Genomic DNA, 22,114 nt, shown 5'->3' with positions numbered 1-22,114 from the left:
CAGATCGCCGGAGGTGGAGATTGGCGGCACGTCAATGCAATTCGTCATTCCCGACCTCGTGAGCGAGGAACGAGCGGAGAGTGTCGGGAATCCATGCCTCGACATCGGCGATATCAAAGCCTGATCAAAAATCCGGGTTACGCCGCTACGCTAAAATGTCTTGGTCCCCCGCGAGACGGCCCGCGCCAGCATGCCGGTGATCTGCGCTTCGGACTTGCGGAACGAGGCGGCGTCCTGCGCGGTGACGTTGAAGACGACGTTGATCGGCGCGCCGCCGCCGGAAGCCGCGACACCCAGCCGCCCGTCCGCCGATCGCTGCAAAGGCAGGATCGCTTCGGCCCCCGCCTCGCCCATCAGGCCGACATCGCGGCCCATCGGAAAATAGGTTGGCGCCGAAACCACGCCGCCGCTGGCAAACGGCGCGACGGCTACGCCGCCTTTGGCGAAGGGCAGCGCGCCCGAAAGCCCGCCAAGCAGGTTCGAAAACAGCGAGCCGGCCAGATTCTGCAGCGGTTTCAGCCCCTGGTCCAGCGCCATGCCGGCGAGGTTCAGACCGATCCGGCGCAGCACGTCGTCGAGTTCCCGCCCGCCGACGGCCGCGCCCTTCAGCGCTCCGGTCAGGTGCGAGCCGAACCGGTCGGAAAGCCCCTGCAAATTCTCCAGCGCCGCCATGAATGGCGCGGTGTCGGCCTCTATCGAGACCCTGACCTCTTCAGCCATCCTCCGCCTCCTTTTCGTATTTGTCTGGGAACACTCGCATCAGTTCTGACAGCTCACGCCTCCCGATCGTCGCGCGCGACGCAGGCGCCAGCACGCTCATCGCGCGCTCCAGTTCGCGTGGCGTCATCGACCAGAATGTTCTTGGAGATAGCCGCAGCAGGCCGAACCCCGCGGCCATGATCCGGTCCCAGGGAAATTCGTTCGTCTCGCCGGCTGCGGCGATCAAGGGCCCGGCGGCGGCCCCTCCTTCGGCGCGGCCCCGAAGGTTGCGGTCAAAAGCTCCGCCACGATCCGCGCGAAGCCGGCCGCGCCGTCCTCCGCCTGCATTGTCCGCACCGCCTCGTCCTCAACCGGGTGCCCGGCGCCGCGCAAGCCTGCGCCGACGACCCGTATCAGATCGGTCGCCGACAGGCGGCCGCGCGAAAAGCGCTCCACCAGTTCGCCGAGGTCGGCTGCCGCATAGGCGGCCTCCAGTTCGGCCAGCGCGCCCAGCGTCAGGCAGAGCCGGAACGGCTTGCCGTCCAGTTCGGCGGCGATTTCGCCGCGGCGTCGGTTGGCGTTCATGGCGCGGCCGCGAAGCCGATCGCGCCGGCCGATTCCAGCGCGATCTCGAACGTCACCTCGCCGTCATGGCTGCCGGTATATTCAAGCGCGGTGATCTGGAACGGCCCCTCCACCGTGCCGAAGCTCGGCACTGCAAGCTGCCAGCCGGAGATCTCGCCGGCGAAGAATTTTGCCCGTATCGCCGCGTCGGACTGCGCGTCCTTGAAGATGCCGGAGCCGCTCAGCGATGCCCGCTGTACGCCGCTTCCGGCCAAAAGTTCGCGCCAGCGCCCGGCGGAATCGGCGTCGGTTATGTCGACCGTCTCGCTGTTGAAGGCGATCCGCTTCGAGCGCAGCCCGGCGACGGTAACGAAGGCTCCAAGCCCGTCGCCATCGATCTTGAGAAGAAGGTCCTTGCCCTTCTGAGCGACCATTTCGGTCTCCTTGGTTTAGGGGAAATTGAAACTCCTCCCTTCTCCCCTTGTGGGAGAAGGTGGCCGAGCGCAGCGAGGACGGATGAGGGGTGTTGGACGGAGTGTCAGCGCGGAGTTTCTTCCAGCACCCCTCATCCGTCTTGGCGCTTCGCGCCAATCCACCTTCTCCCACAAGGGGAGAAGGTGGAGCTTCATGCCGGTTCCGTTACCGCCCGAAACCGCAGCAATCCGTGATGCACCGAGAGATCCTCGTCGTATCGCTCCTCGGCGAATTCCAGGCGCATGTTGACGAGATGATGCTCGTCGAGTTCGAGCGCAGCGTCGTCGAGCAGCACCCGCGCCGCCTCCATGATGGCGAGCGTTTCCTTCTTGCCCTTGGTCTTCGACCAGATATGCAGGGTGAAAAGCTGTTCGGTGCCGATTTCGGTGCCGGTGCTCCAGTCGAAAATGCTGGTCCGGCCGAAGGTAATGTAGGGAAAGGTCACGTGCGCCGGCGCGTGGTCGAAGATCTTGCCCGTGCCCAGAAGCGCGGTGACCTGCGGATCGGCCGCCAAGGCCTCGAACACGGCCTTCTGCAGTTCAGCGGCCGGGGCGGTCATCGCTCTGCCTCCTGCTCCGTGCGGCCCTCGCGCGATCCTTGGCGATCTCCGTCCGCGCCGGCCCACGGTACCGCTGTTCCGCGTTCTCCGCCAGAGCATGCGCCTTCCAGCGCAGGCCGCGCACCAGCCCGTCCAGCGTCAGTTTCATGGCGAGCTTCATGCTCCGATCTCCTTCACCCTGCAGACGAGATAGCGCGCGGTTTCGTCCGGATCATGAACAGTCACGATGTCGAAGATCCGGCCCTGTCTGCCGAACCTCATGCCGCTCGCCACGCCACTCCGGTGCCTGATCGTCAAGCGATGCGTCACCGTTTCCAGCGTCTGGCCGGCGCCGAAGGCGCTTGCCGCCGAAACCGGCTCGATCAACGCGAACACGGTCGCGACTTCGACCCAATTTTCCGTGTGCCCGCCCATCGCGTCCGTCTCGGGCACGCACGCTTCCAGCGCGCATTCGCTGCGCAGGCGGCCGGGGTCTATGAACAATGCCGCCATTAGAGTCTTTCCTGTTTGATTGAATCGTTCTGCCGGAGGCAATTCGGGACAAGGTCGAGGGCTTCGGTGCAGGCCGTATCGGGGATACGGTCAAACCGAAGACCGAAGGATTTGGCCCCGAATTGACCCGGCAGAACCGGGTTCAATCAAGGCAGGAAAGGCTCTATAGCCTCCGGTCGCGATAGCCGGCGATCATCCGCTCGTAGTTCGGCGGATAGGAAACCGGCTGGTCCGCCGGGCTGTAGCTCGACCGGAACTCGTACCAGTGCGCGGCAAGCACCAGGATCGCCCGGCGCAACAAGTCGGGCACGTCCGTCCCCGCCTCGCCGAAGCCGGCGGAAAAATCGATCTCGATGCCGTTCATGGCGCGCAGCGGCTCCGGCCTGCGCTCGAAATGGATGCGGGCCGGCCGCGACAGCGCATCGACCTCGTAGTCGGCCGGGGCGACCAGCGACGCCTCACCCTCTGTGCCATAGGCCGTCACCGAAAGCACTTGCCGCACCGGATGGCGCGTCAGCACTGCCCGGCCGCCATGCGGCCAGCGGTCGAGAACCAGCCGCCAGGTCTGGTCGATCAGCGCCATGCCGGTCGTCCGCTCGACCTCCTCGCGCGCCGCGCGGATCAGCCCGGCGATGAGATCATCCTCGCTCGCATGCTGCAGGCGCAGATGGCTCTTCACCTCGGCAACCGTCACCGGCTCGGCCAGCGGCTCGCCGGTTCGCAAAAGCGTCATTCGTCACCTCGTTATTGGGGAAAGGGAGCGGCCCTGGTCAGAGCATGACCCCGCAAAGTTGCAGACTTTGCGGACAGGATCATGCGGCTAAGGGAGAGAACCAGGGCCGCGTCGGCCGGCATGGACGGAGCGTGTGCGTACCCGCATGCCGGCCGGAAGATTTGTGGGACCACTCGTTAGGGTAGGAGCTGCCCCTCACCCTTACCCTCTCCCCGTGAAGAACGGGGAGAGGGGGTCGCCAGCGTCGCGGCCAGATCTCCTCTCCCCGTCCTTACGGGGAGAGGATGCCGCAGGCAGGTGAGGGGCGGCGCAGACCGAGCCGTAAATAGCCCGACCGGGCATCAGCTCAATCATCCGGCAGAGCAAGGTTTGCCGACGGTTCTCGCGAGAGCCGGTCCGATAATTCGCTCTGCCGAGTTGGATGGCATCGTTTTCGAGAACCGGAGCGCAGCGGACATCAAGCCCGTGAGCACCGGAAGCGGAGAAAACGGCGCAAGGCAGCCGGCAGAGTAGAATTTGCGGGCCGCGCCTCAAGACACGCCGAACTTCAGCAGCTTTATCGCATCGAAATCCTGCACGCCGCCGCCGACCCGCTTGGTCGTGTAGAACAGCACGTACGGCTTTGCGGAATACGGGTCGCGCAGCACCCGCACGCCGGTGCGGTCGACCACCAGATAGCCGCGCGAGAAATCGCCGAAGGCGACCGGCGTCGCATCGGCGCCGGCGTCCGGCATGTCCTCGGCCTCGACCAGCGGAAAGCCCATCAGCATGGCGCGCTGGCCGGGTCCGGCCGGCGGCTGCCAGAGATAGTTGCCGTCGGCGTCCTTCAGCTTGCGGATGGAGGCCTGCGTCTTGCGGTTCATCACCCAGGCCGCGTTCTGCCGGTATCCGGCCTTCAGCGCATAGACCGTGTCGATCAGTATGTCCGACGGATTGCTGGCCGGCAGCGCACCCGAAACGCCGGTGGCGATGTAGCCGATATTGCCCCAGCTCCAGCTCGCCTCCGCCACTTCGGTGTAGCTCAAGAAACCCTTCGGCTTGTTGACGCCGTCGCCGGATACGAAGGCCAGGCCTTCCTGTTCGGCGAAGGCCGCGTCCACCTCGCCGGAAATCCACTGGTCGAGATCGACCACCGAATCCTCCAGCAGCGAGGCGGTCGCCGCCGGCATGGCGTAGAGCTCCATCGTCGGGAACTGCAGCTCGGCCAACGTCGGCGAAGCCGTCTGCGGCCGCGCCGCCGTCTCGGCCACCCAGCCGACCGCCGGACCGCCAACCGCGAACGGCTTCTTCAGCACGGCGGACGAAACCTGGCGTACCGAGGCGATCGAGCGGATCGGCGACAGCGCCGAAAGCCGTTTGCCGATTTCCGCCTCGGTCTCGTCGGGCACGAGATAGCCGCCGTCCTGGCCGGAGCCGTAGGACATCGCCTTGGTGTCGAGCGAGCGTATGAGCCGGTCGTCGCCGCTGCGCATATAGGCCTCGAAGGCTCCCTTGTGCTCGCTCGGCATGGCGCGGCCCTCGCGGCCCAGCGCCGGCCTCGCCCGCTTCAGGGACAATTGGTCGATCGCCCGCTTCTGTTCGTCGAGCGAACGCTGGATGCGATCGACCTTCTCGGTGTCGAGCACGTCGGCGCGCTTTTCCAGCCGCGCCAGCTTTTCGTCGTTGGCCTCCTTGAATGCCTCGAAGGTCGCCATGAATTCGCCGAACGCGTCGACAACATCGCCGTCGGCCGCCTTGGTTTCCAGCGGGTTCGAACTGGTCAGGTCAGTCATTCTCGGTGCTTCCTCTCTTGTTGATCATGCGTGCCGCCGCGCGGATCCTTTCCGCCAGCCGTCGTGATGTTTCGGCCCTGGAGAGCCGCCCGTTCGGGAAGCCGCCCTTGGTCGCCGCCCTGCCGGCGTCGAGCCTCGCCAGCGTGGTCTGTCGCCTCACCCAGCGCTCGAAGTCCGGGAAGGCCGGTCGCGGCCGGCCCTTCACCGTGTCGATGCGCGCGCCGGGCAGCATCGGGAAGGTGACGACCGATATCTCCCAGAGTTCGGCCTCGATGATGCGGCGCACGCCGGTCGCCGGGTCGCGTTTTGTCCTCACCGCGCTAAAGCCGATGGAGAGCCCGTCCAGCGCGCCGCCCCGCATCAGCGAGAGCACCTCGCGGGCTCGGGCGACATCGGTGTTCAGCCGGCCGCGCACATGCAGCCCGCGCGCGTCCTCCTTGAGTTCGGTCCATGCGCCGATCGGCTCGGCCGGATCGTGCTGGAAAAGCATCCTGATCCCGGCCACGCTGCGCGTCTTCAGCGACTTCGCGAAGGCGCCGTGCTCGACCAGATCCTTGCCGAGGTCGACGCGCCCGAACAGGCTGGCATAGCCGGCGAAAATGCCGTCCTCGTCCACCTTGTCGAGCGCCAGTCCGACGAACTTCCGTTCGGTGAAACCGGCCATCTGTTCAGCGTTCATCGACGCCCTCCCCTTCCCGTTTCTCTGCGTCCAGCGTCCCCTGAGGACGCTCCGACGCTCTCAGCCTGCGTATGATCCGCTCCGAAAACCGGTTCGGGCTTTCGGGGTCGTGCTCCAGAAACACGCGCTCGAAGGCGCTGTGGTCGAGCGCCCGCCTGGCGAAGCCCAGCACCCACCAGGCGCAGAGGCTGGCGATTGCCGAACCCATCAGCACGCTCTCGTTCGCGCCGATGGCCTCGCGGATGCCGAGTTCGCTCGCGATCTTCAGGCCGGCCGTGCCGCCGAAGACCAAGCCGCACACCACGCCGACGGCGAAACGCGCCGCCGCCTCGCGCCGCTCGCGCGGCAGAATGTAGGCCAGCGAGATCGCCGAACCGGCAACCGCGCCAGCACCTTTCGCGGCCCACAGCCAGGCCGTGTCGGTAAGGTCTGTCATGATGTTGATTTCCTTCGCGCCGGAGGGGAAAATTCCGTACACATACAGGGAACGGTCGGCATCGACCGATCTCACCTGCCTTGTCCCTTGAGCTTCCGAATAATTGGGTCTGGACCTAGCCGCCTGTGGCTATGACAATCTGATCGGGTTCATCGGCCTTGTTAGTCCAGATGAGAATTCTCGTCTCGTGAGACGGTACGGGCGTGCCTAAGACTTCTTCTCGGTCTACGTTGATACGACGACCCTGTCCGTGGGCGTCTTAAGGATGCCATCGAATATCGGCCCCATTCCCGGACCCGACTTCGCTCGCAAATCCCAGCGTGATCTGTGTCTCGCCATCCATGTTCGGAAGGCAGTTCACCGAAATGACGGTGTCCGACGCGAGGACTGGTCTGTTCTCAACGAACTCTGGAGCGTTGCGGCCCGCGCGTCTGCAATGAATATGACGGCATTCGGCGGTGCTATCGTTATGGTCTCAGCCATTGCCTTAATCCTGCTTGTTGCTGTCTGAGACCGAATGGCTAGCCCCAACCTATTGCAACCTGCTCCGGCCAAATAGGATGGCTACGCCAAACCCGTACGCGAGTTCTAACATCTGGAACCTTCGCCTTCAGCAAAGGCGCGCCGGTTACGGTTGCGACCACCACTTCCCTGCTAGGGGTCTCGAGCGTTCCGTCGAACGCAAGGTCATAGGTCGGAGCGACCTCATCCGCGGGGCCAAAGATCAACTCCGCCTCGCCATCGATTTCATGCAGACAGGCGACCGAGATACACGACGCTGAGAACTGAACCTTCTCGTCGGTCGCGAGTGAAGGCGGCTCACCACCTTTGATATCCTCGATGAAGATCAGGCCGTTCTGAAGTGACTGTTTAATCGTTTGAATCATGATGGTTCCTATAGATTAGTCCTCTAACCTGTCCTCCTTGCCTATTGCTGCATGTCAGACACTGAGGGAATATACGCTGCGCTTCACCTTCATTGTTCAATGCATTCGAGCGCTGATGATCAAGTATGAAGTTTCTGCTTCTGGTTCCGGGATCTTTAGTTCCACAGGTATGGCAGCCAAAGGATTTGCCAATTCGATTATTTTCACGAATTTCTTCGGCGGTCCATCGTCGACCTGAACCTCGCGCTGGTTGCGACTCCACGGCGAAACGGCCTGGACCGATACCTCCGCGCTGCAGTTCGAAGAGCCTATCTTGAGCTTGGCGAGTTGCACTCTCGTTCGCGGCGATTTCTCCTTCGACCGTTTCGTATAAACTCGGTCTAGGTTTCCATCTCGGATCCAGTTCCCTTACTCGTCTTATAGCCGCCTGCATCTGCGCATGGCTGATTTCCAACCGTGTGGCCTGCGCGGGCGTGACATCAACCCGTCGCCCCAATATTCGGCGTGGCGGGCCGCCGGAACCGCGTGGACGGCCCTGCACAGGAATGAGTTGTCCCGCCTTGTCGTCCGTCCATCGTCCGCCGGCGGAACTGCCGGCCGGCACGCGGGACTGACCCGGCCGAAACCCAGCCTTGGCTTATAATCCGCCCAGTGGCTGATACCCCACCGCCTCCCGCTTCTCATCGTCGCTCAAAAACTCCGCCGCGCCGAGCCGCGCCCACAGCGCGTCGCGTTCGGCCGCCAGTCCGTCGACGCGGTCGGCGTCGAACCACAGCCTGAGTCCCCCGCCGAACACCGGCGTCAGCCAGGCCGACAGATCTTTCGCGGTGCGCGCCACCAGCGGCAGCACCGTCAGGCGGTAGAAGGCGCGGTTCGCCTCCTGGTAGTTCGCGTAGGTGTTGTCGCCGGGAATGCCGAGCAGCATCGGCGGCACGCCGAAGGCCAGCGCGATGTCGCGGCTCGCCGAATGTTTTGCTTCGATGAAATCCATGTCCTTGGGCGTCATGCCCATCGCCTTCCAGTCGAGCCCGCCCTCCAGCAGCAGCGGCCGGCCGGCGCGGGTCGTGCCCGAATAGCCGTCCTCGAGCTCGGCCTTCAGCCGGTCGAACTGCTCGTCGGTCAAGTTGCCGCCCTCCTTCGGCGCATAGACCAGCGCGCCCGAAGGCCGCGCGGAATTGTCGAGCAGCGCCTTGTTCCAGCGCCCGGCGGCATTGTGCGTGTCGAGCGCAATCAGCGCCGCCTCCAGCGGCGGAAAGCCGTAATGGTCGTCGAGCGGATGAAACAGCGTCAGATGCGCTGCTGAGCTTGCCGAAGGGCCCTCGCCCTGAGCCTGTCGAAGGGCAGAAGCGGCCTGTCCTGAGCCAGTCGAAGGGCCCGAGCCAGTCGAAGCCCCAAGCGGCACCCTGCGCTTCGCGCTGCCCTCGCGGTACTCGATCGCCACCGGCCAGCCGGCCGAATCCGTCGCCACCGACACCCTGTCCGGCCGCAGCAGATGCAGTTCGCGCATGTCGCCGCCGGCCTCGATCAGCTCGACATAGGCGTTGCCGGCAATCAGCAGATGCCCGTACAGCGCCTCCATGAACGACGCGCCGGCCTGGCGCTGGTTCGGCCGGTCGAGCAGCTTCAGCAGCGGATGGTCGTCAAGCTCGGCCGCACCCTCATGGAGCAGCCACGGCACCGCCGACGCCGTCTCCGAGATCAGCCGCACCGCCCGGTGCACCACGGGGTTGCGCATAAAACCTTCCCGCGCCAGCGTCGCATAATCCCGCCGCGTCCACCGCGCCTCCCCCTGCGCATGCAGCGCCACGAAGCCGGTTGCCTGCTTGCGTTCAGGCAAAGCGCCGCCATTCCCCGCATTGCGGGGCCAAGGCCATTTGAATGACATGGTGTGTTGTCCTGTGTTGATGGAGGCGGGATGAGTGATCAGTGAGTAGTGAGTAGTGAGTAGTGAGATTTTGGTAAGTGATGATCGGAGCAAATCGCGTGTCTTGGAGTATCTTCACTACTCACTACTCACTACTCACTACTCACTACTCACTACTCACTCCTCAAAACTCCCGCACCTTCGGTTCTGCCCGCCTTTCCGGCATCAACTCGCTCACCGCCCAGACCAGCGCGTCCACACGATCCGGCGAGCGCCTGGTCGAAAGCCCGTTCGGGCCGAAGTCGCACATCTCGTCCTCCAGCTCGGGAAAGCGCCCGGCGTGCAGCACCCGGCCCTGGCTGTAGAGCGCGGCGACCGGCTCGGCGCGCAGCCATTTTCCGCGCCGCGCCCGCACCGCCTTCACCGCGATCGCCGGGTCCACGGTGCGGATCACCGCGCTCACCATGTCGCCGCCCTGGTTCACCTCGGCCAGCAGGCAGTCCGCCTGCAGCCGCCGGTAAAGCGCCACGGCGGCGCCCGCCCAGTCCTGCGGCCTCGCCGCGCGCACCGTCCCATCGGCGATCACCACCGCGCGGCCGGCCTCGTCCAGCCCCGCCGCGACGATGCCGCAGGCGTCCGATGTCTTTCGCGAACACGCCGGCGGATCGATCGCCACCACGATGCGGCCAAGCTCCGGCACATTTTCCAGCCGCCTGCTCTCCAGCATCTCGCGCGACCACAGCGCGTCCTCGCGGTCCTCGATCAGCTCGCCTTCCAGCTCCTGCCGGCCGAGCACGGTCCCGCCATAGCGCCGCTCCACCGCGCTCAAAAATCCCGCCGCCAGATTGGCCGCATTGTCGCCTGTCCGCATCGTCGCCACCGGCACGGCCGGGTCGGCGATCAGCCGCTTCAGAAGCTTCAGCGGCTTCGGCGTCGTGGTGATCAGCTGCCGCGGCAATTCCCCGAGCCGCAAGCCCATCTGCAGCATGTCGAAACAGGCTTCCGCGTTCTTCCACTTGGCCAGCTCGTCGCACCAGGCGGCGTCGAATTGCGGCCCGCGCAGGCTCTCCGGATCCTCGGCCGAAAACATCAGCGCCACCGCGCCATTGTCCCACACCAGCCTGCGCCGGCTGGCCTCGAAGCGCGGCCGGGGCGTGCGCGAGATGGTCAAAATGCCCGAAGGCCCCTCGATCATCACCTCGCGCACATCGCCCAGCGTGTCGCCCACCAGCGCGATCCGCCGATATTTGCGCTTGTTGAAGCTGAAGGGCGGCAGCCCGCGCACCAGCCCGTTCACCCATTCGGCGCCCAGCCTGGTCTTGCCGGCGCCGCGCCCGCCCATCACCACCCAGGTCGCCGGCTCTCCTTCCAGCAGCGGATATTGCCGGGGCCGGGCGCGGCCGACCCATTCGGCCAGCGCGCGTTCAGCCCGATCCGTCCCGATGTGTTGCGCCGCCCAGTCTTTCTGCATAAGCCTGAGCAAGTTCGATAATTCGTTCGTCGATCCGTTCGAGCATTGCGGCGAGTTCGTCATCGCTTCTTTTCTGCTGTTCGGACGCGGACACCTGGGCCGCCGCATCCAACTGTTCCAGTATGCGTCCCGTCGCCAGCAGCGCGTCGATGCGCGCCTTGTCGAGAACGCCCCGTTCAGCCAGGTCAACGATGCGCGCAAGAAGCCGCGGCAACACCTCGGCCAGCCGCTTGCGGACGTCTTCCAGCGACATGCCCTCCGGCAGGTCGGGCAGCGCCTCCCCTGCCAAGGCCGCGGCTTGGGCCGCTTTTGAACGCCGCTTTGGCCAATTGTCGCGTAGGGCGCGCTCCCGGATCGTTGCGGGGTTCAGGTCTGCTGCGGCGGCGAGCCGCGGAAAGGTTGGCGTCGCGCCTTCGCGCAAGGCGCGAAGCGCTGCCCACCGCGCCGCACTGACTGGCGGATGCATGGCAAATTCTCCATTCTGTTTGTGATTTTCGCTCGAACGTATATGCCAGCCGATCTCCCCCCAAGTGGGGGAGATGTCCGGCAGGACAGAGAGAGGCGCGAAGGAACGCGGCATCGCCGTGGTCCTCTTCTCCCCTCCTGAGCTTGTCGAAGGAACGAGGGAGAAGGTGGCCCGAAGGGCCGGATAAGGGGCATCCCTATCCCCCGTGAGCTTTCGCTCCCGGCTTCCCGCTACCCACACTTTTCCGACGATAACGAAAACCTACCAGAGCACCGTCACGGTGTCAAGGATTATTTTCCTATTCGTATACTTGACGTAACAAGGATCGAAAATGCGAAATGATTCGCGACAGGCCAGCACAGTTGAAGGGTACGAAGGGCGCGGTGTTTGGGTCCCGGAGGGGCTGAGCGCCCGCGACATCATGGAAGGCGCAAAGGCGTTGGAACGCGAGTTCGACGTTTATGCCCTACACGTTCCGTGAGATGGTGCGCTGTATGCTGACGGCCATTGGCCGGGCCAAAGACGATGTGTGAAGGAGTCGACCTCAATCTCGAAGTCGATCAGCCGTTCGTCAAGCGCATCAAGTTCGATACTCGAATACCCGTAATCCGGCATGCCGGTCAGGTCGTTATGGCGGCTCACCAAATAGTATGGCGGTATAACGAGAAACTGCGGACGGTTGGGCGAGGCCAGGATCATTTTCTCTCGCCAGAACAGGAACACGCTGGCGTCCATCACCAGCCCATGGGCAACCTCATTGCGGCGGTCGGCAAAGCCGCCAGCAGCTGTAACCAGCTTGTCGAACTCGCCCTCGATTTCTTGGCTGGGCGATCTGGCGAACCATCCGTCAGCCGCGCGTTTCAGGCCGTCAAGACGGTTTCTGAAAATCTTGCCAGAAGCGCCGTATGCCTGCATCTTCGTGAAAGATGGATCCCCGGCGAACAGGCTAAACAGGATGGATAGGCCGACTTCGATGTATTCCCATCTGTTAAGGGTGCGCCCCAGTGCCGCAAAAAGCACTCCTTCGTCGTGGTTCCCCAGTATCGGTAAGGGAAGCGGGTCCCAAGGATTAGCCATGTCAGAAACCCCCAAAGACAGACCAGGAGAAGGGCGACGAGGTATTGCGCCGCCTTCTGAAAACCCCTCCCGATCATAAGACCGGGAAGGGCAAAGAAGGGACGAGATGCGCCCTTCGAAGCCGCAGAAGAAGGATTAAATAATGCGGACGCGGATAGTGATAATTACCTTGTTGCCAGTCTGCTGCGTCTTCAAATTCGATGCGAAGGGGTAGCGGTGGGGGTTAAGCGTTCCAGCAATTTTGGACACTCTCAATCGGCACAAGGAGGTTCCGCATGTAACAATCTTTCGCCTCAATAACGAGGACGCGGTCGTCGGCCGATACAAACCCGTTGACGTAATTGTAAATGGCTTCCTTGGTGCCCGCAGAGTGGACATACCAAACCGTTTCAAGAACGCGGTGCACGCACTTTCCGAGCTTTTTTAAGTGCTCGTCCATTTGGGCGTGGGTTGGGGTTTTTCCGTTAAGATCGTAAGAGACAAAATAGTTCGCCATTGGCTTTTTCCTGTTTTAGGCCAACAGGACGCTTGACGGAATCAGCCAACTGATTAGTTTGGTGATCGTTGTTCATGTGCCGAGCCGTCCTGTGGCTTGGTTGCATCAAAAGGGCGGTGACTGCGAGATCACCGCCCTTTTCCATTGGAGCATGACGTTTGCGGAACGCAAGCGGTGTTCCCGTTCCGTACACTAGATTCACAATCACGGTTTCTTGCGTTTACGCCAGCGCAGGAAAGCAGCCGCCTTCTGCTTAGGCGTGACCGGCTTCACCAATCCGCCGATAGTAAGGCTTTTGTCGCGGGCCATGCGAAGCAAGTCTTCGGCGCGTTCCGCGTCGTAAGCGTCCGGTCTGAGGCGTCTCCGCAGGAAACGCGGTGACGGTGGCTATGATGCCAAACGGCAGGGTTCGACCTATTGCGTGAATTTAATGTCCGATGGATAGATGTGGCCGCGGACGGCAGATCGCGGCACCAAGCAAAGGGCTTGCCGAACATGAACGTGCACTCACCTTTCGACCTTCAGGCCTTGCCATCTGACCTTGCTGCCCTCGGCAAGGGGCTGACCAGTTTTGCAGTGTCAGCGAACGGCAACCAGACATGGTTGAAAGGCGAAGATGAAATATTGTGGGTGCTCAGCGTCGATCAAAGGGATCTCGAACACAAGTTCGAGGTATTCACCCTCCGGGTCGAGGAGGCAGCGTCAAATTTCAGGTTTGCACCTCCGGCACCGTCGGAGTTCCGCCCCTGGCCGTTCGACGAGTGGCGCGTGGATGTCCTGAGGCGCGCCGAGTATATCTTCAAGCCAGAAGATCCAGGACCAACCTTCGGGGTCGATCCACTAGGTCAGGATGCAGCGCGGCCTGGCGAGGTGCCTCGTGTGGCGTTGAGTTCCTGTGAGGTCGCAGTGGGGCTGATGTTCACAGGGGGTAGACCAAAAACGCCTTCTTGTTTGCGTGGACTGGATGCCGTTCAACATGGTCGCGACCCAGGAGCCAAGGGTGATCGATGACCTGATCGAGACTTGCGAGTTCGTAAGCTTGGGCGACTATACTCAGCAACTTGCGATGTCGCGGCCACATCTATCCATCGGACATTAAGTCACGCAATAGGTCGAGCCCTTGAGATCATGGCCATCATCGCCGCGTTCCCTGCGCAGACGCCTCAGGCCGGACGCTTGCCATCTATCGGTGAAACCGAGAAACAGCACGGTGGTTGTAGCGGAAATTGAAATCGACAAGGGAGCAGTGCAAGTCAGCCTCGCCGCAATGCTGATGACGCCGACCATGCCGAGCTTGAACACTGAAATACGTCTTCAACGCAGCCGTACCGATTGAAACCCCTCTGCGCTCCCCCTAGTCTCTCGCCCGCCCAACAAACCCGCGGGGAAGTCGCGTGAAATCCACCTATCCGACTTCTGCTGCTGGCCGCCTGCCTCGTGTCCCCACTGATCGCCGCCCGCGAGATCGCCGTCGGCAAGGCCGTTCAGATCATCTTGGAGCCTTTCATGGCCGCTTCTTCGAACAGACTGCGTATCGCCGTGCTCTTTGGCGGACGCTCCGCCGAGCATGACGTTTCGGTGCTTTCGGCAACCAATGTCATGCGTGCGCTGGAGCCCGCGAAATACGACGCCGTTCCCGTCTTCATCACCCGCGAAGGGCAATGGCTGCTGAGCAGCTTCGAGGACGGCGTGCTGGCGAAACCTTCGAGCGGCACGGAGATCTGCCTGGTGCCGGGCGGACAGGGGCGGATGATGGCGATCCCGGCCAAAGGCGCGCCCTACGAGCTGCCGCGGATAAAAATCCTCTTCCCGGTGCTGCACGGCCTGCATGGCGAGGACGGCGCGGTGCAGGGGCTCGCGGAGGTGGCGCGCATTCCGCTGGCCGGCTGCGGCATTCTCGGTTCCGCGACCGCACTCGACAAGGACATCGCCAAGCGCCTGCTGAACGAGGCGGGCCTGCCTGTCGCGCGATCCGTCACGATCCACCACGGCGCCGCACCGGCCTTTGCAGGGCTGCAGGGCGCGCTCGGGCTTCCGCTTTTCATCAAGCCCGCCCGGCAGGGCTCCTCCGTCGGCGTGAGCAAGGTTTCGACCGAAGCGGAATATGAGACGGCGCTTGCCGCAGGTTTCAGGCACGACCGCAAGCTTTTGGCCGAAGAATTCATCCGGGGCCGCGAGATCGAATGCAGCGTGCTGGAGGATACGGAAGGCGGCCTCTTCGTTTCCCGACCGGGCGAGATCGTGCCGGCTGAGAGCCACGGCTTCTACAGCTACGACGCCAAATATATCGACGAGAACGGCGCGGCCCTGCAAGTGCCGGCAGAGCTGCCGGAAGAGATCGAAGCCAGCATCCGCGCGACGGCGGCAAGGGCCTTCCGGGCGGTCGGCTGCGACAGCATGGCGCGCGTCGATTTCTTCGTGACGCCGGACATGCGCTTCCTCGTCAACGAGCTCAACACCATTCCCGGTTTCACCGACATCAGCATGTATTCCAAGGCGATGGCGGCAAGCGGCGTCGGCTATTCCGAGATCATCGACCGGCTGGTGGCGCACGGGCTGGCGCGCGCCGGCCGATCGGCCTGATGCCCCTGCCGGGCGTCGGCGGCCGGTGCTCCCCGCACCCGATTGAATCCCCTCGCCGCTCCTCCTACCCTGCCGCCCGAACCAATTTGCGGGGAATCGCTTGAAATCCACCATCCAGCTTCTGCTTCTGGCAACCGCCCTCGCCTCCCCGCCAACCGCCGCCGCCGCGGAGTGGCAGGCCGTCGAGACGGTAAAACCCTACGCGATCTCCGGCAAATCCGGCCCCGAGCTCTACGCCTCGATCGGCGAGCGCGGACCGAAAGCCAGCATCGGCCGCGCCATCGCCTACACCGATTTCAAGCTGACCTGGCAGCGCAAATACGAGCCGCAAAACGGCGCCTGCACGCTGGTTTCGGCGCGGCCGAAGCTCATCATCACCTACAGGCTGCCAAAACCCGCGGAAAAACTGCCGGCCGCCACGAAAGAACTCTGGGAGAAATTTTCAGCCGGCGTCAGCGCCCATGAAAAGGTGCATGGCGAATTCATCGTCGACATGGTCAAGGCGATCGAGGCCGCCACCGTCGGCCTCTCCGTCCCCGGCGACCCCGAGTGCCGCAAGATCAGGACCGAGATGACAAAACGCCTGTCGGCGCTGTCGCTGGCCCAGCGCCAGAAAAGCCGTGATTTCGACCGGGTCGAGCTCAGCGACGGCGGCGCGGTCCACCAGCTCATCCTCAACCTGGTGAACGGGCGGTAGGGAATACAGACCTGGTTTCGAACTCCGTTGACATCCGTTAACACTTCCCCCATCTTGAAGGCGCTTGAATGAGCACACGCCCCAGGCATCCCAACAAGGAGATCGAGGCTGCCGTGTCGCATCTCGAATCGCTTGGATGGATTTGGAAAAAGCCTGGAACCAGCGCACATGCCTGGGGCCGGATGCTGTGCGCGCACCATGATCGGAACGGATGCCAGGTGTCGGTCTGGTCGACGCCCAGGAACCCGCAGAACCACGCAGCTTCGCTGATGCGCGCAGGCAAGCGATGCCCCCACGAGAAGGAGACGTGAGATGAAGGCTCACGAATTCACCATCATCGCTTCCGGGCCGGATCCGGAATCGGATGATTTCGAGGATCGCTTTTTCGAGGCCGGCTGCGATGATGCCACGATCGGTTTTTCGCGCGGCGTCACCGTCCTGGAGTTCGCGCGCGAGGCCGACAACCTCGCTTCCGCCATCAATTCGGCGATCGAAGATGTCGGGAAGGCAGGCGCTTTGGTGGAGCGCATCGAACCCGACTGGCTGGTCAGCCTTTCCGACATAGCCGAACGCGCCAATCTGACGAGGGCGGCGATCACCAATTACGCCAAGGGAGACAGGGGGAAGGCTTTCCCGCTTCCGGTCGCTCGGGTCACCACCGAGAGCCCTCTCTGGGACTGGACCGAAGTCGCCAGATGGCTGTTCGGGCGCAGGCAGGTGCCCGAACAGATCGTTTCGGACGCTGAAACCATCCGGCGCATGAACGACAATCTCGAACGCGCGCACGGGCGGGAGCGCCAGCGCGCGTAGCAGTGCAGTTCAGCCCTTATCGGTGCCGATCAAGTGATCGAGCGAAATCCGCCCCGGTCCCCATGCCATGACGCCGAGCGCCATTGCCGCCCAGGTGAGGTGCAGCGGCCAGCCGTCCGGCACGGTGAGCTGTACCACCAGCGTCATCAGGAGCAGTCCGAATGCCGCCAGCCGTGTCGCCAGGCCGAAAACGAGGAGAATGGGGAACAGGATTTCCGCCGAACCGGCGGCGAACGCCATGACGCCGGGCGCGGGAAAATCGTAAGGCCCGCCCGGCAGGTGCAGCTTGAACTCCGAGCTGAAAAGCAGCACGGCAACGTCGTTCAGCTGCAGAAAGCCGTCCCATTTGTTGACGCCTGATCGCCAGAAGGGAACGGCCAGCCCGCAGCGCAGGGCAAGCTGGGTCAGCGACGGCGCCGCGACCATGCGCAGCGCGGCGTTCACCTTGCCGGCGATGGCGGCGATGCCTCGCGGCCGGGCGTCACTGCTCGCATTTCGCTCACTGTTCATGATGCAGAACCTCCCTGGCGCGCCGCTGTGAAGGCGCCGGCCTCCAGCACGCCGGCAATGTTGGCTGAAAGATCGAATTCGGCGCTCTCCGCAAATGCCGCCGCGGCCGCCGCGCCGAGCGGCTCGCCCGCGGTCAGATGCGAAATGAACACCGCGCCGCCGGGCGGCAGGTGGCGGACAAAGACCTCGAGGCCGGGCCGCGTGACCAGCGCATCTTCCGGCTCGCTCGCCTCTATCCGTCCGACAGGACCGTCGCCCCGATTGGCCGCGAAGATCGTCACCGCCGGAAAGCGCGAGCGCAGGACGCGCGTCGCCGGATGCGGCGCGAACACGGCATCGGCCAGCCGTTCGGGCGGGATCGACGCCAGCACTCCGGAAGCCAGCGGTTCCGCGTCGGCGGCGTGATAGGCGTCGAGCCAGGCCCGCTCTATCCGCGCGACATCGCCCAGCCACGGCATCGGCTGCGCGTATTCGTAGCGCTCGATGAAATCGGGAAAATCGCGGCCGTACTCGAAGAGCAGCGGCGAGGCCGGCGGCGTTTCGCGAATATGGAATCGCGCCATCGCACGGAAAAAATCCCGCCCGGTGATGCGCTCCGTCGCGGGGAAGGTCGCAGCGAGTGCGTCCACCAGGCTGACGGTGACGTTGTTGCGGTAGACGGCATACCGCTTGACCGCGGCCTTCCCGTTCGGCCCCGAAACAGCATTGGGCACGCCGCGCTCGGGATCGAGCAGGCCGGCGGTGAACGCCGCCGCATAGCCGAACCGGCCATCTTCCCGCTGGAGCTCAACCGGCATGGGCTTTTCCGAGCATAGTGCCGCCGGCATGACGGTCGAGGATCGCCTGGGCGGCGACCGCTTCGGCCTCGAGCACCGGCCATTCGGGAATGGCGCTGTCCCACTCGACCAGCGTCGGGATGGGGCCGCATCGGCCGATCACGACATCGAAGAGTTTCCACACCGCGTCGGCGACCGGGCCGTCATGGCTGTCGATCAACAGCAGGTCGCCCTCGTCGTCCTCCTGCTCGGCATGCCCCGCCAGATGGATCTCGCCGACATGTTCGAGCGGGAAATCCGCGAGATAGGAAAGTGCTGAATAGCCATGATTGTTGGCTGAAACGAAGACGTTGTTGATGTCGAGCAGCAGGCCGCAGCCGGTGCGCCGCACCAGTTCGCGGATGAACGCCGTCTCGCTCATCGTCGATTCCGGGAAAAGGACGTAGGTCGAGGGATTCTCGAGCAGGAGCTGGCGGCCGATCGTCTCCTGCACCTCGTCGATATGATCGGCGACGCGCGAAACCGTCGCCGGCGTATAGGGCAGCGGAAGCAGGTCGTTGAAGTAGGTGGTGTCGTGGGTCGACCACGCGAGATGCTCGGAAACGAGCGCTGGCTCGTAGCGGTCGACGAGCTCCTTGAAGCGCTGAAGATGCGCCCTGTCGAGCGGCTGCGGCCCGCCGATCGACATGCACACGCCGTGCAGCGAGACCGGATGGTCGCGGCGGATCCTGGTCAGCGCATCGTGCGGCGGGCCGCCTGCGCCCATGTAATTCTCCGCATGCACCTCGAAGAAGCCGCGATCGACGGTATCGGAGAGGATCGCGCCGAGATGCTCGTGCTTGAAGCTGGTGCCGGCAAGGCCGGCGACGGGGTACGCCGGAAAGCGGAAGGTTTCCGGCGCGCGGTGCGCTGGGGCCAGTCCGTTCATCTTGGTCTCCGCTTTCCGGCAATTGCGTTGCTTAAGACGGCACGTCGCGCGTCAGTTCGGAGGCCGAGCCCTTTCGGTCGCCCGGCAGTTCCATCGTCGTGCAGGTGCCGCCGTCGACGAACTTCCAGGCATTGCCCTGGTAGTCGACGGTCGAGGTGCCCTGGCAGGTGGTGCCGGGGCCGGCCTTGCAGTCGTTCTGGCCCTTCAAGGCGACGCCGAAGCACTTCTCCTTGCCTGCATCCATCGCCGCCTTCACTTCCGCTTCAGACAAGGGGGCAGCAGTGGCAAACGATGCAAGCGCGGTCGCAACTGCGCCGGCCAGCATCGCAACGCTCATGGTTGATTTCATCTGCATGTTTTCTTCTCCCGTTGGGTTGGTCAGCGCGCCGCATCTCGGACGCGCAGTGGTCACTTCGATCCCAGCAGGCCGTGCGTTACATCCCCTCGGCCACACAAATTCGTGATCGCCCCCTGCCGCGGCTTGGACAATATTTTGCCGACGCCGTAACAAAGGACCGCCCGCAAACGTAATTCGGGGATAGAGCAGGCTTGAACAGCAGCGAAGAAAGCGAACTTGCCCGGCTGATGCGCGCGGCGATCGCGGGAGATGAAAGGGCCTATGGCGATTTCCTCCGGCGGGCGGCCTGCCTCGTGCGCGGCTTTGCCCGGCGAAAGATCGTGAAGGGCGGGATCGACCCGGAGGATATCGTGCAGGAGACATTGCTTGCGATCCACATCAAGCGCCATACGTGGCGGGACGATGCGCCCGTGACGCCATGGCTCTATGCGATCGCGCGCTTCAAGCTCATCGACGCGTTTCGCCGCCGGGGCCGCCGGATGGAGATCGACATCGGCGAGATCGCGGAAGCGGCTGCCGAACCCCAGGCGGAATCGGCGCGGGAATGGGAGATCGACCGTGCGCTGGAGAGCCTTGCGCCGGGCCAGCGATCCGTGGTCGCGGCTGTTTCCGTGGATGGCCGTTCGATCAGCGAGACGGCAAGCAATCTAGGCATGAGCGAAACGGCGGTCCGGGTCGCTCTGCATCGCGGCCTGGCGGCAATCGCCAGGCGGTTCGGGCGGGGCTGATATGGATACGAATGAACTCATCAAGGCGCTGGCGGCCGACGCACGGCCGCGCTCAGCATCGCTTTCTACCGTTTGGTGGGGTGCCGCGGCACTCGCGGTGGCCGTCGCCGCCGCCGTCTTCCTCGCCACGCTCGGCCCGCGGCCCGATATCGCCGCTGCCGCCGGCACAGCGCGCTTCCTGTTCAAGATCGTGGTGATGCTGGCCTTGGCAGGCGGCGCTTTCGGCGCCTTGCGGGCTCTTTCCCGGCCGGAAGGCAATTTGCGCACGGCGCTGCTGCTGTTGACCGCAGCGCCGGCTTTGCTGACTGCGGCGGTCGTTGCGGAACTGCTGGCTGTTCCCCCTGAGACCTGGCCGGAAAGAATGATCGGCGACAGCAACGTCTTTTGCTCGCTCCTTGTAATGATGATCGGCCTCGCGCCGCTTTCGATCCTGCTGCTGGCGTTGCGCCGCGGGGCGCCGTCCAATCCGGGAGTTGCAGGGGCGGTCGCCGGACTTCTTGCCGGCGGAATTGCCGCGGCGATCTACGTAGTCCATTGCACGGACGATTCTCCGCTTTTCGTGGCCATCTGGTACACGATCGCCATCGCCGGGCTTGCCCTTGTCGGCGCCGCCAGCGCCAGCCGTCTCGCCCGTTGGTAGCTCGCTGAGCACTGAAACGCACGCCAAACGGACAACAGCACCGCTGCAGGCGGCTTGCCTGTTTCAGCCGAGGCTCATCGAAACATGGCCTTCAGCCTGTCCCACCAGCCGGGCTCGGGCTTCGCCGGTTTCCGGATATTGTTGGTGAGGCCGTTGATATAGACAACCATGTTCAACGGATCGAAGCGCAGGCCGTGGAATTTTGCGGCAAAGCGCCCGCCGCGATCGATGACGTGGGTGACGGCTCCGTGCATCTGCTGCCCGTCCTCGAGTGGTTCGAAACGGACGTCGTATTCCTCGGACAGCTTTCGCGTCGCATCCTCAGGCTGGCCGGGAAGCTTGGTCAGGAACATCCAGTTCTCCGCGTCCAGTCCGTGCGCCGGGCCATAATCCTTGAGCACCTGCGCCGTATCCTTGGCTGGGTCGGTCGTGACGGTCAGGAACTGCACCCTGTCCTTCATCGGCGTCGCGTTGATCTTTTCCTGAATGTCGGCGATCACCTCCGAATGGATCGGGCAGAAATCCGTGCAACTCGCGAAGATGAAATTGAGCACGACGATCTTGTCGGAAAAATCGGAAAGCCGAACCGTCATGCCATCGGCATCGGCCAGTTCGAAAGCTGGCGCGGCAGGCTCGTCGATCGCCTGGAAGAATTTCTCCTCGCTGCCCATGATCTGGTCGAGATCGGCGCCCGGATGGTGAGCATGCACAGGCAAGGCAAAGCCCAGCAGGAGAGACAGCGCAAGAAGCAACGGCTTCGCTTTCATGGCCGATCCTTTCCGGCTGCGCCCGTTAACGCATGTGCGGTCAAAACTGCTCTCACTGTGTCTTCTCCCGTTCCCGGAGGCTCATCTCCGCCTGATAGGCGCGTTCCCGCTCCGGCCATTTGCTCTTGATGAAAGCGAGGACCGCCCGGATGTCCTCGTCGCCGAGAATGCCTCCGAAACCCTGCATATCGCTTTCGTAACCGCCGCCGACGACAGCGGCCGGGCCCTCCTTGGTGATGCGGAAGAGCACGCCGTCCGGATGGTGCCAGGTGTGGCCGGAAGCGTCGTGCGGCGGCGCCGGCATTCGCCCGGAAGGCAGCGGGCTCTTCCAGTTCGGCTGCCCTTCGAGCTTTGCGCCGTGGCAGGACGCGCAGCGCTCGACATAAAGCGTCTCACCTCGCGCAATCGTGGCGGCATCGCCCCCTAGCCGATCGGCGAGCCAGGGCCATGTCCAGGCCAGCCCCAGGCCAGCCGCGGCAACGCCGAACATCGAGAAGAGAACAGCCGTCCTCCTCATCTGCCGCCGCTGAAGAACAGATATTTGACCAGTGCGGCAGCAGCCAGGACGAGCACGACGACGACAAGCAGCCACACCAGGCCCATGCCGAACATCATCGTGCCGCTCATGCCTTCCATCATAATCGGACC

General features: G+C 63.8%; 30 protein-coding genes and 1 pseudogene. 7 read left to right on the top strand and 24 right to left on the bottom strand.

What is annotated here, in order from left to right:
• Window positions 1–150: 150 nt before the first annotated feature.
• The 17 genes and pseudogenes from ACG873_RS06055 to ACG873_RS05975 all read right to left on the bottom strand — a co-directional run bounded on the left by ACG873_RS06055 (window position 151) and on the right by ACG873_RS05975 (window position 12,669).
• A complete protein-coding gene (locus ACG873_RS06055) occupies window positions 151–720 on the bottom strand; it encodes a phage tail tape measure protein (RefSeq protein ID WP_394890900.1) in 570 nt (189 codons plus the stop codon).
• Complete coding sequence (locus ACG873_RS06050; RefSeq protein ID WP_394890899.1) at window positions 713–946, bottom strand: rcc01693 family protein; 234 nt, start codon at window positions 944–946, stop codon at window positions 713–715. The genes ACG873_RS06055 and ACG873_RS06050 overlap by 8 nt, the downstream gene beginning before the upstream one ends.
• The gene (locus tag ACG873_RS06045; RefSeq protein WP_394890898.1) at window positions 943–1,284 is read right to left on the bottom strand and encodes a gene transfer agent family protein; all 342 of its coding nucleotides are present in this window, start codon (window positions 1,282–1,284) and stop codon (window positions 943–945) included. The genes ACG873_RS06050 and ACG873_RS06045 overlap by 4 nt, the downstream gene beginning before the upstream one ends.
• Complete coding sequence (locus tag ACG873_RS06040; RefSeq protein ID WP_394890897.1) at window positions 1,281–1,697, bottom strand: phage major tail protein, TP901-1 family; 417 nt, start codon at window positions 1,695–1,697, stop codon at window positions 1,281–1,283. The genes ACG873_RS06045 and ACG873_RS06040 overlap by 4 nt, the downstream gene beginning before the upstream one ends.
• A 191-nt stretch (window positions 1,698–1,888) precedes the next feature.
• Window positions 1,889–2,296 carry a DUF3168 domain-containing protein gene (locus ACG873_RS06035; protein ID WP_394890896.1) on the bottom strand — a complete coding sequence of 136 codons (408 nt, stop codon included), beginning with the start codon at window positions 2,294–2,296 and terminating at the stop codon, window positions 1,889–1,891.
• The gene (locus ACG873_RS06030; RefSeq protein ID WP_394890895.1) at window positions 2,277–2,456 is read right to left on the bottom strand and encodes a hypothetical protein; all 180 of its coding nucleotides are present in this window, start codon (window positions 2,454–2,456) and stop codon (window positions 2,277–2,279) included. Before ACG873_RS06030 ends, ACG873_RS06035 begins: the two co-directional genes overlap by 20 nt.
• Window positions 2,453–2,788, bottom strand: a complete 336-nt coding sequence (locus tag ACG873_RS06025) for a phage head closure protein (protein WP_394890894.1) — start codon at window positions 2,786–2,788, stop codon at window positions 2,453–2,455. The genes ACG873_RS06030 and ACG873_RS06025 overlap by 4 nt, the downstream gene beginning before the upstream one ends.
• A 163-nt stretch (window positions 2,789–2,951) precedes the next feature.
• Window positions 2,952–3,521: a head-tail connector protein gene (locus ACG873_RS06020; protein ID WP_394890893.1), complete on the bottom strand. Its 570-nt coding sequence runs from the start codon at window positions 3,519–3,521 to the stop codon at window positions 2,952–2,954.
• Window positions 3,522–4,051: 530 nt separating this feature from the next.
• Window positions 4,052–5,293: a phage major capsid protein gene (locus ACG873_RS06015; protein WP_394890892.1), complete on the bottom strand. Its 1,242-nt coding sequence runs from the start codon at window positions 5,291–5,293 to the stop codon at window positions 4,052–4,054.
• Window positions 5,286–5,972: an HK97 family phage prohead protease gene (locus tag ACG873_RS06010; RefSeq protein ID WP_394890891.1), complete on the bottom strand. Its 687-nt coding sequence runs from the start codon at window positions 5,970–5,972 to the stop codon at window positions 5,286–5,288. The genes ACG873_RS06015 and ACG873_RS06010 overlap by 8 nt, the downstream gene beginning before the upstream one ends.
• 151 nt (window positions 5,973–6,123) lie before the next feature.
• Window positions 6,124–6,408, bottom strand: a pseudogene (locus tag ACG873_RS06005) (DUF6107 family protein); the annotation flags it as partial.
• A 521-nt stretch (window positions 6,409–6,929) separates the two neighbouring features.
• Window positions 6,930–7,295, bottom strand: coding sequence for a hypothetical protein (locus tag ACG873_RS06000; RefSeq protein ID WP_394890890.1), 366 nt, complete (start codon window positions 7,293–7,295; stop codon window positions 6,930–6,932).
• A 637-nt stretch (window positions 7,296–7,932) separates the two neighbouring features.
• Window positions 7,933–9,180 (bottom strand): phage portal protein, encoded by a 1,248-nt coding sequence (locus ACG873_RS05995; protein WP_394890889.1) that lies wholly within the window; start codon window positions 9,178–9,180, stop codon window positions 7,933–7,935.
• A gap of 163 nt (window positions 9,181–9,343) precedes the next feature.
• Window positions 9,344–10,630 carry a DNA-packaging protein gene (locus ACG873_RS05990; RefSeq protein WP_394890888.1) on the bottom strand — a complete coding sequence of 429 codons (1,287 nt, stop codon included), beginning with the start codon at window positions 10,628–10,630 and terminating at the stop codon, window positions 9,344–9,346.
• Complete coding sequence (locus ACG873_RS05985; RefSeq protein WP_394890887.1) at window positions 10,584–11,051, bottom strand: hypothetical protein; 468 nt, start codon at window positions 11,049–11,051, stop codon at window positions 10,584–10,586. The genes ACG873_RS05990 and ACG873_RS05985 overlap by 47 nt, the downstream gene beginning before the upstream one ends.
• A gap of 504 nt (window positions 11,052–11,555) precedes the next feature.
• A complete protein-coding gene (locus ACG873_RS05980; protein WP_394890886.1) occupies window positions 11,556–12,173 on the bottom strand; it encodes a hypothetical protein in 618 nt (205 codons plus the stop codon).
• A 223-nt stretch (window positions 12,174–12,396) separates the two neighbouring features.
• Window positions 12,397–12,669 carry a hypothetical protein gene (locus tag ACG873_RS05975; RefSeq protein WP_394890885.1) on the bottom strand — a complete coding sequence of 91 codons (273 nt, stop codon included), beginning with the start codon at window positions 12,667–12,669 and terminating at the stop codon, window positions 12,397–12,399.
• 486 nt (window positions 12,670–13,155) lie between these two features.
• On the opposite strand from ACG873_RS05975, the gene ACG873_RS05970 reads away from it, so the two are divergent.
• From ACG873_RS05970 to ACG873_RS05950, 5 genes are all read left to right on the top strand, one after another.
• Entirely contained in the window at window positions 13,156–13,680 is a 525-nt protein-coding gene (locus tag ACG873_RS05970) for a hypothetical protein (RefSeq protein ID WP_394890884.1), read from the top strand.
• A 495-nt stretch (window positions 13,681–14,175) separates the two neighbouring features.
• Window positions 14,176–15,252 carry a D-alanine--D-alanine ligase family protein gene (locus ACG873_RS05965; protein ID WP_394893378.1) on the top strand — a complete coding sequence of 359 codons (1,077 nt, stop codon included), beginning with the start codon at window positions 14,176–14,178 and terminating at the stop codon, window positions 15,250–15,252.
• 100 nt (window positions 15,253–15,352) lie between these two features.
• Window positions 15,353–15,949, top strand: coding sequence for a DUF922 domain-containing Zn-dependent protease (locus ACG873_RS05960; protein ID WP_394890883.1), 597 nt, complete (start codon window positions 15,353–15,355; stop codon window positions 15,947–15,949).
• Between the two features lie 68 nt (window positions 15,950–16,017).
• Window positions 16,018–16,260 carry a hypothetical protein gene (locus ACG873_RS05955; RefSeq protein WP_394890882.1) on the top strand — a complete coding sequence of 81 codons (243 nt, stop codon included), beginning with the start codon at window positions 16,018–16,020 and terminating at the stop codon, window positions 16,258–16,260.
• 1 nt (window position 16,261) lies between these two features.
• A complete protein-coding gene (locus ACG873_RS05950; protein ID WP_394890881.1) occupies window positions 16,262–16,759 on the top strand; it encodes a hypothetical protein in 498 nt (165 codons plus the stop codon).
• 9 nt (window positions 16,760–16,768) lie between these two features.
• On the opposite strand, the gene ACG873_RS05945 is transcribed toward ACG873_RS05950, so the two are convergent.
• The 4 genes from ACG873_RS05945 to ACG873_RS05930 form a co-directional block, all read right to left on the bottom strand.
• Window positions 16,769–17,185, bottom strand: a complete 417-nt coding sequence (locus ACG873_RS05945; protein ID WP_394893377.1) for a DoxX family protein — start codon at window positions 17,183–17,185, stop codon at window positions 16,769–16,771.
• Window positions 17,186–17,265: 80 nt separating this feature from the next.
• Entirely contained in the window at window positions 17,266–18,066 is an 801-nt protein-coding gene (locus ACG873_RS05940; protein ID WP_394890880.1) for a DNA-binding domain-containing protein, read from the bottom strand.
• Complete coding sequence (locus tag ACG873_RS05935) at window positions 18,056–18,973, bottom strand: DUF692 domain-containing protein (RefSeq protein WP_394890879.1); 918 nt, start codon at window positions 18,971–18,973, stop codon at window positions 18,056–18,058. The genes ACG873_RS05940 and ACG873_RS05935 overlap by 11 nt, the downstream gene beginning before the upstream one ends.
• 31 nt (window positions 18,974–19,004) lie before the next feature.
• The gene (locus tag ACG873_RS05930; RefSeq protein WP_394890878.1) at window positions 19,005–19,328 is read right to left on the bottom strand and encodes a DUF2282 domain-containing protein; all 324 of its coding nucleotides are present in this window, start codon (window positions 19,326–19,328) and stop codon (window positions 19,005–19,007) included.
• Window positions 19,329–19,558: 230 nt separating this feature from the next.
• On the opposite strand from ACG873_RS05930, the gene ACG873_RS05925 reads away from it, so the two are divergent.
• Window positions 19,559–20,059 (top strand): sigma-70 family RNA polymerase sigma factor, encoded by a 501-nt coding sequence (locus ACG873_RS05925; protein WP_394893376.1) that lies wholly within the window; start codon window positions 19,559–19,561, stop codon window positions 20,057–20,059.
• A gap of 1 nt (window position 20,060) precedes the next feature.
• Entirely contained in the window at window positions 20,061–20,699 is a 639-nt protein-coding gene (locus tag ACG873_RS05920) for an NrsF family protein (RefSeq protein WP_394890877.1), read from the top strand.
• 74 nt (window positions 20,700–20,773) lie between these two features.
• Here the strand turns inward: ACG873_RS05920 and ACG873_RS05915 are convergent, their stop codons facing one another.
• The 3 genes from ACG873_RS05915 to ACG873_RS05905 are packed head-to-tail and all read right to left on the bottom strand — an operon-like array spanning window position 20,774 to window position 22,105.
• Complete coding sequence (locus ACG873_RS05915) at window positions 20,774–21,466, bottom strand: SCO family protein (RefSeq protein WP_394890876.1); 693 nt, start codon at window positions 21,464–21,466, stop codon at window positions 20,774–20,776.
• A gap of 52 nt (window positions 21,467–21,518) precedes the next feature.
• Window positions 21,519–21,983, bottom strand: coding sequence for a c-type cytochrome (locus tag ACG873_RS05910; protein ID WP_394890875.1), 465 nt, complete (start codon window positions 21,981–21,983; stop codon window positions 21,519–21,521).
• Window positions 21,980–22,105: a hypothetical protein gene (locus ACG873_RS05905; RefSeq protein ID WP_394890874.1), complete on the bottom strand. Its 126-nt coding sequence runs from the start codon at window positions 22,103–22,105 to the stop codon at window positions 21,980–21,982. Before ACG873_RS05905 ends, ACG873_RS05910 begins: the two co-directional genes overlap by 4 nt.
• Window positions 22,106–22,114: the final 9 nt, after the last annotated feature.

Origin of the sequence: Allomesorhizobium aridi, assembly GCF_043769475.1 — a bacterium.
Lineage (GTDB): Bacteria > Pseudomonadota > Alphaproteobacteria > Rhizobiales > Rhizobiaceae > Allomesorhizobium.
The sequence above is the reverse complement of the archived record's forward strand: the minus strand, read 5'-3'. Positions and strand labels throughout refer to the sequence as shown.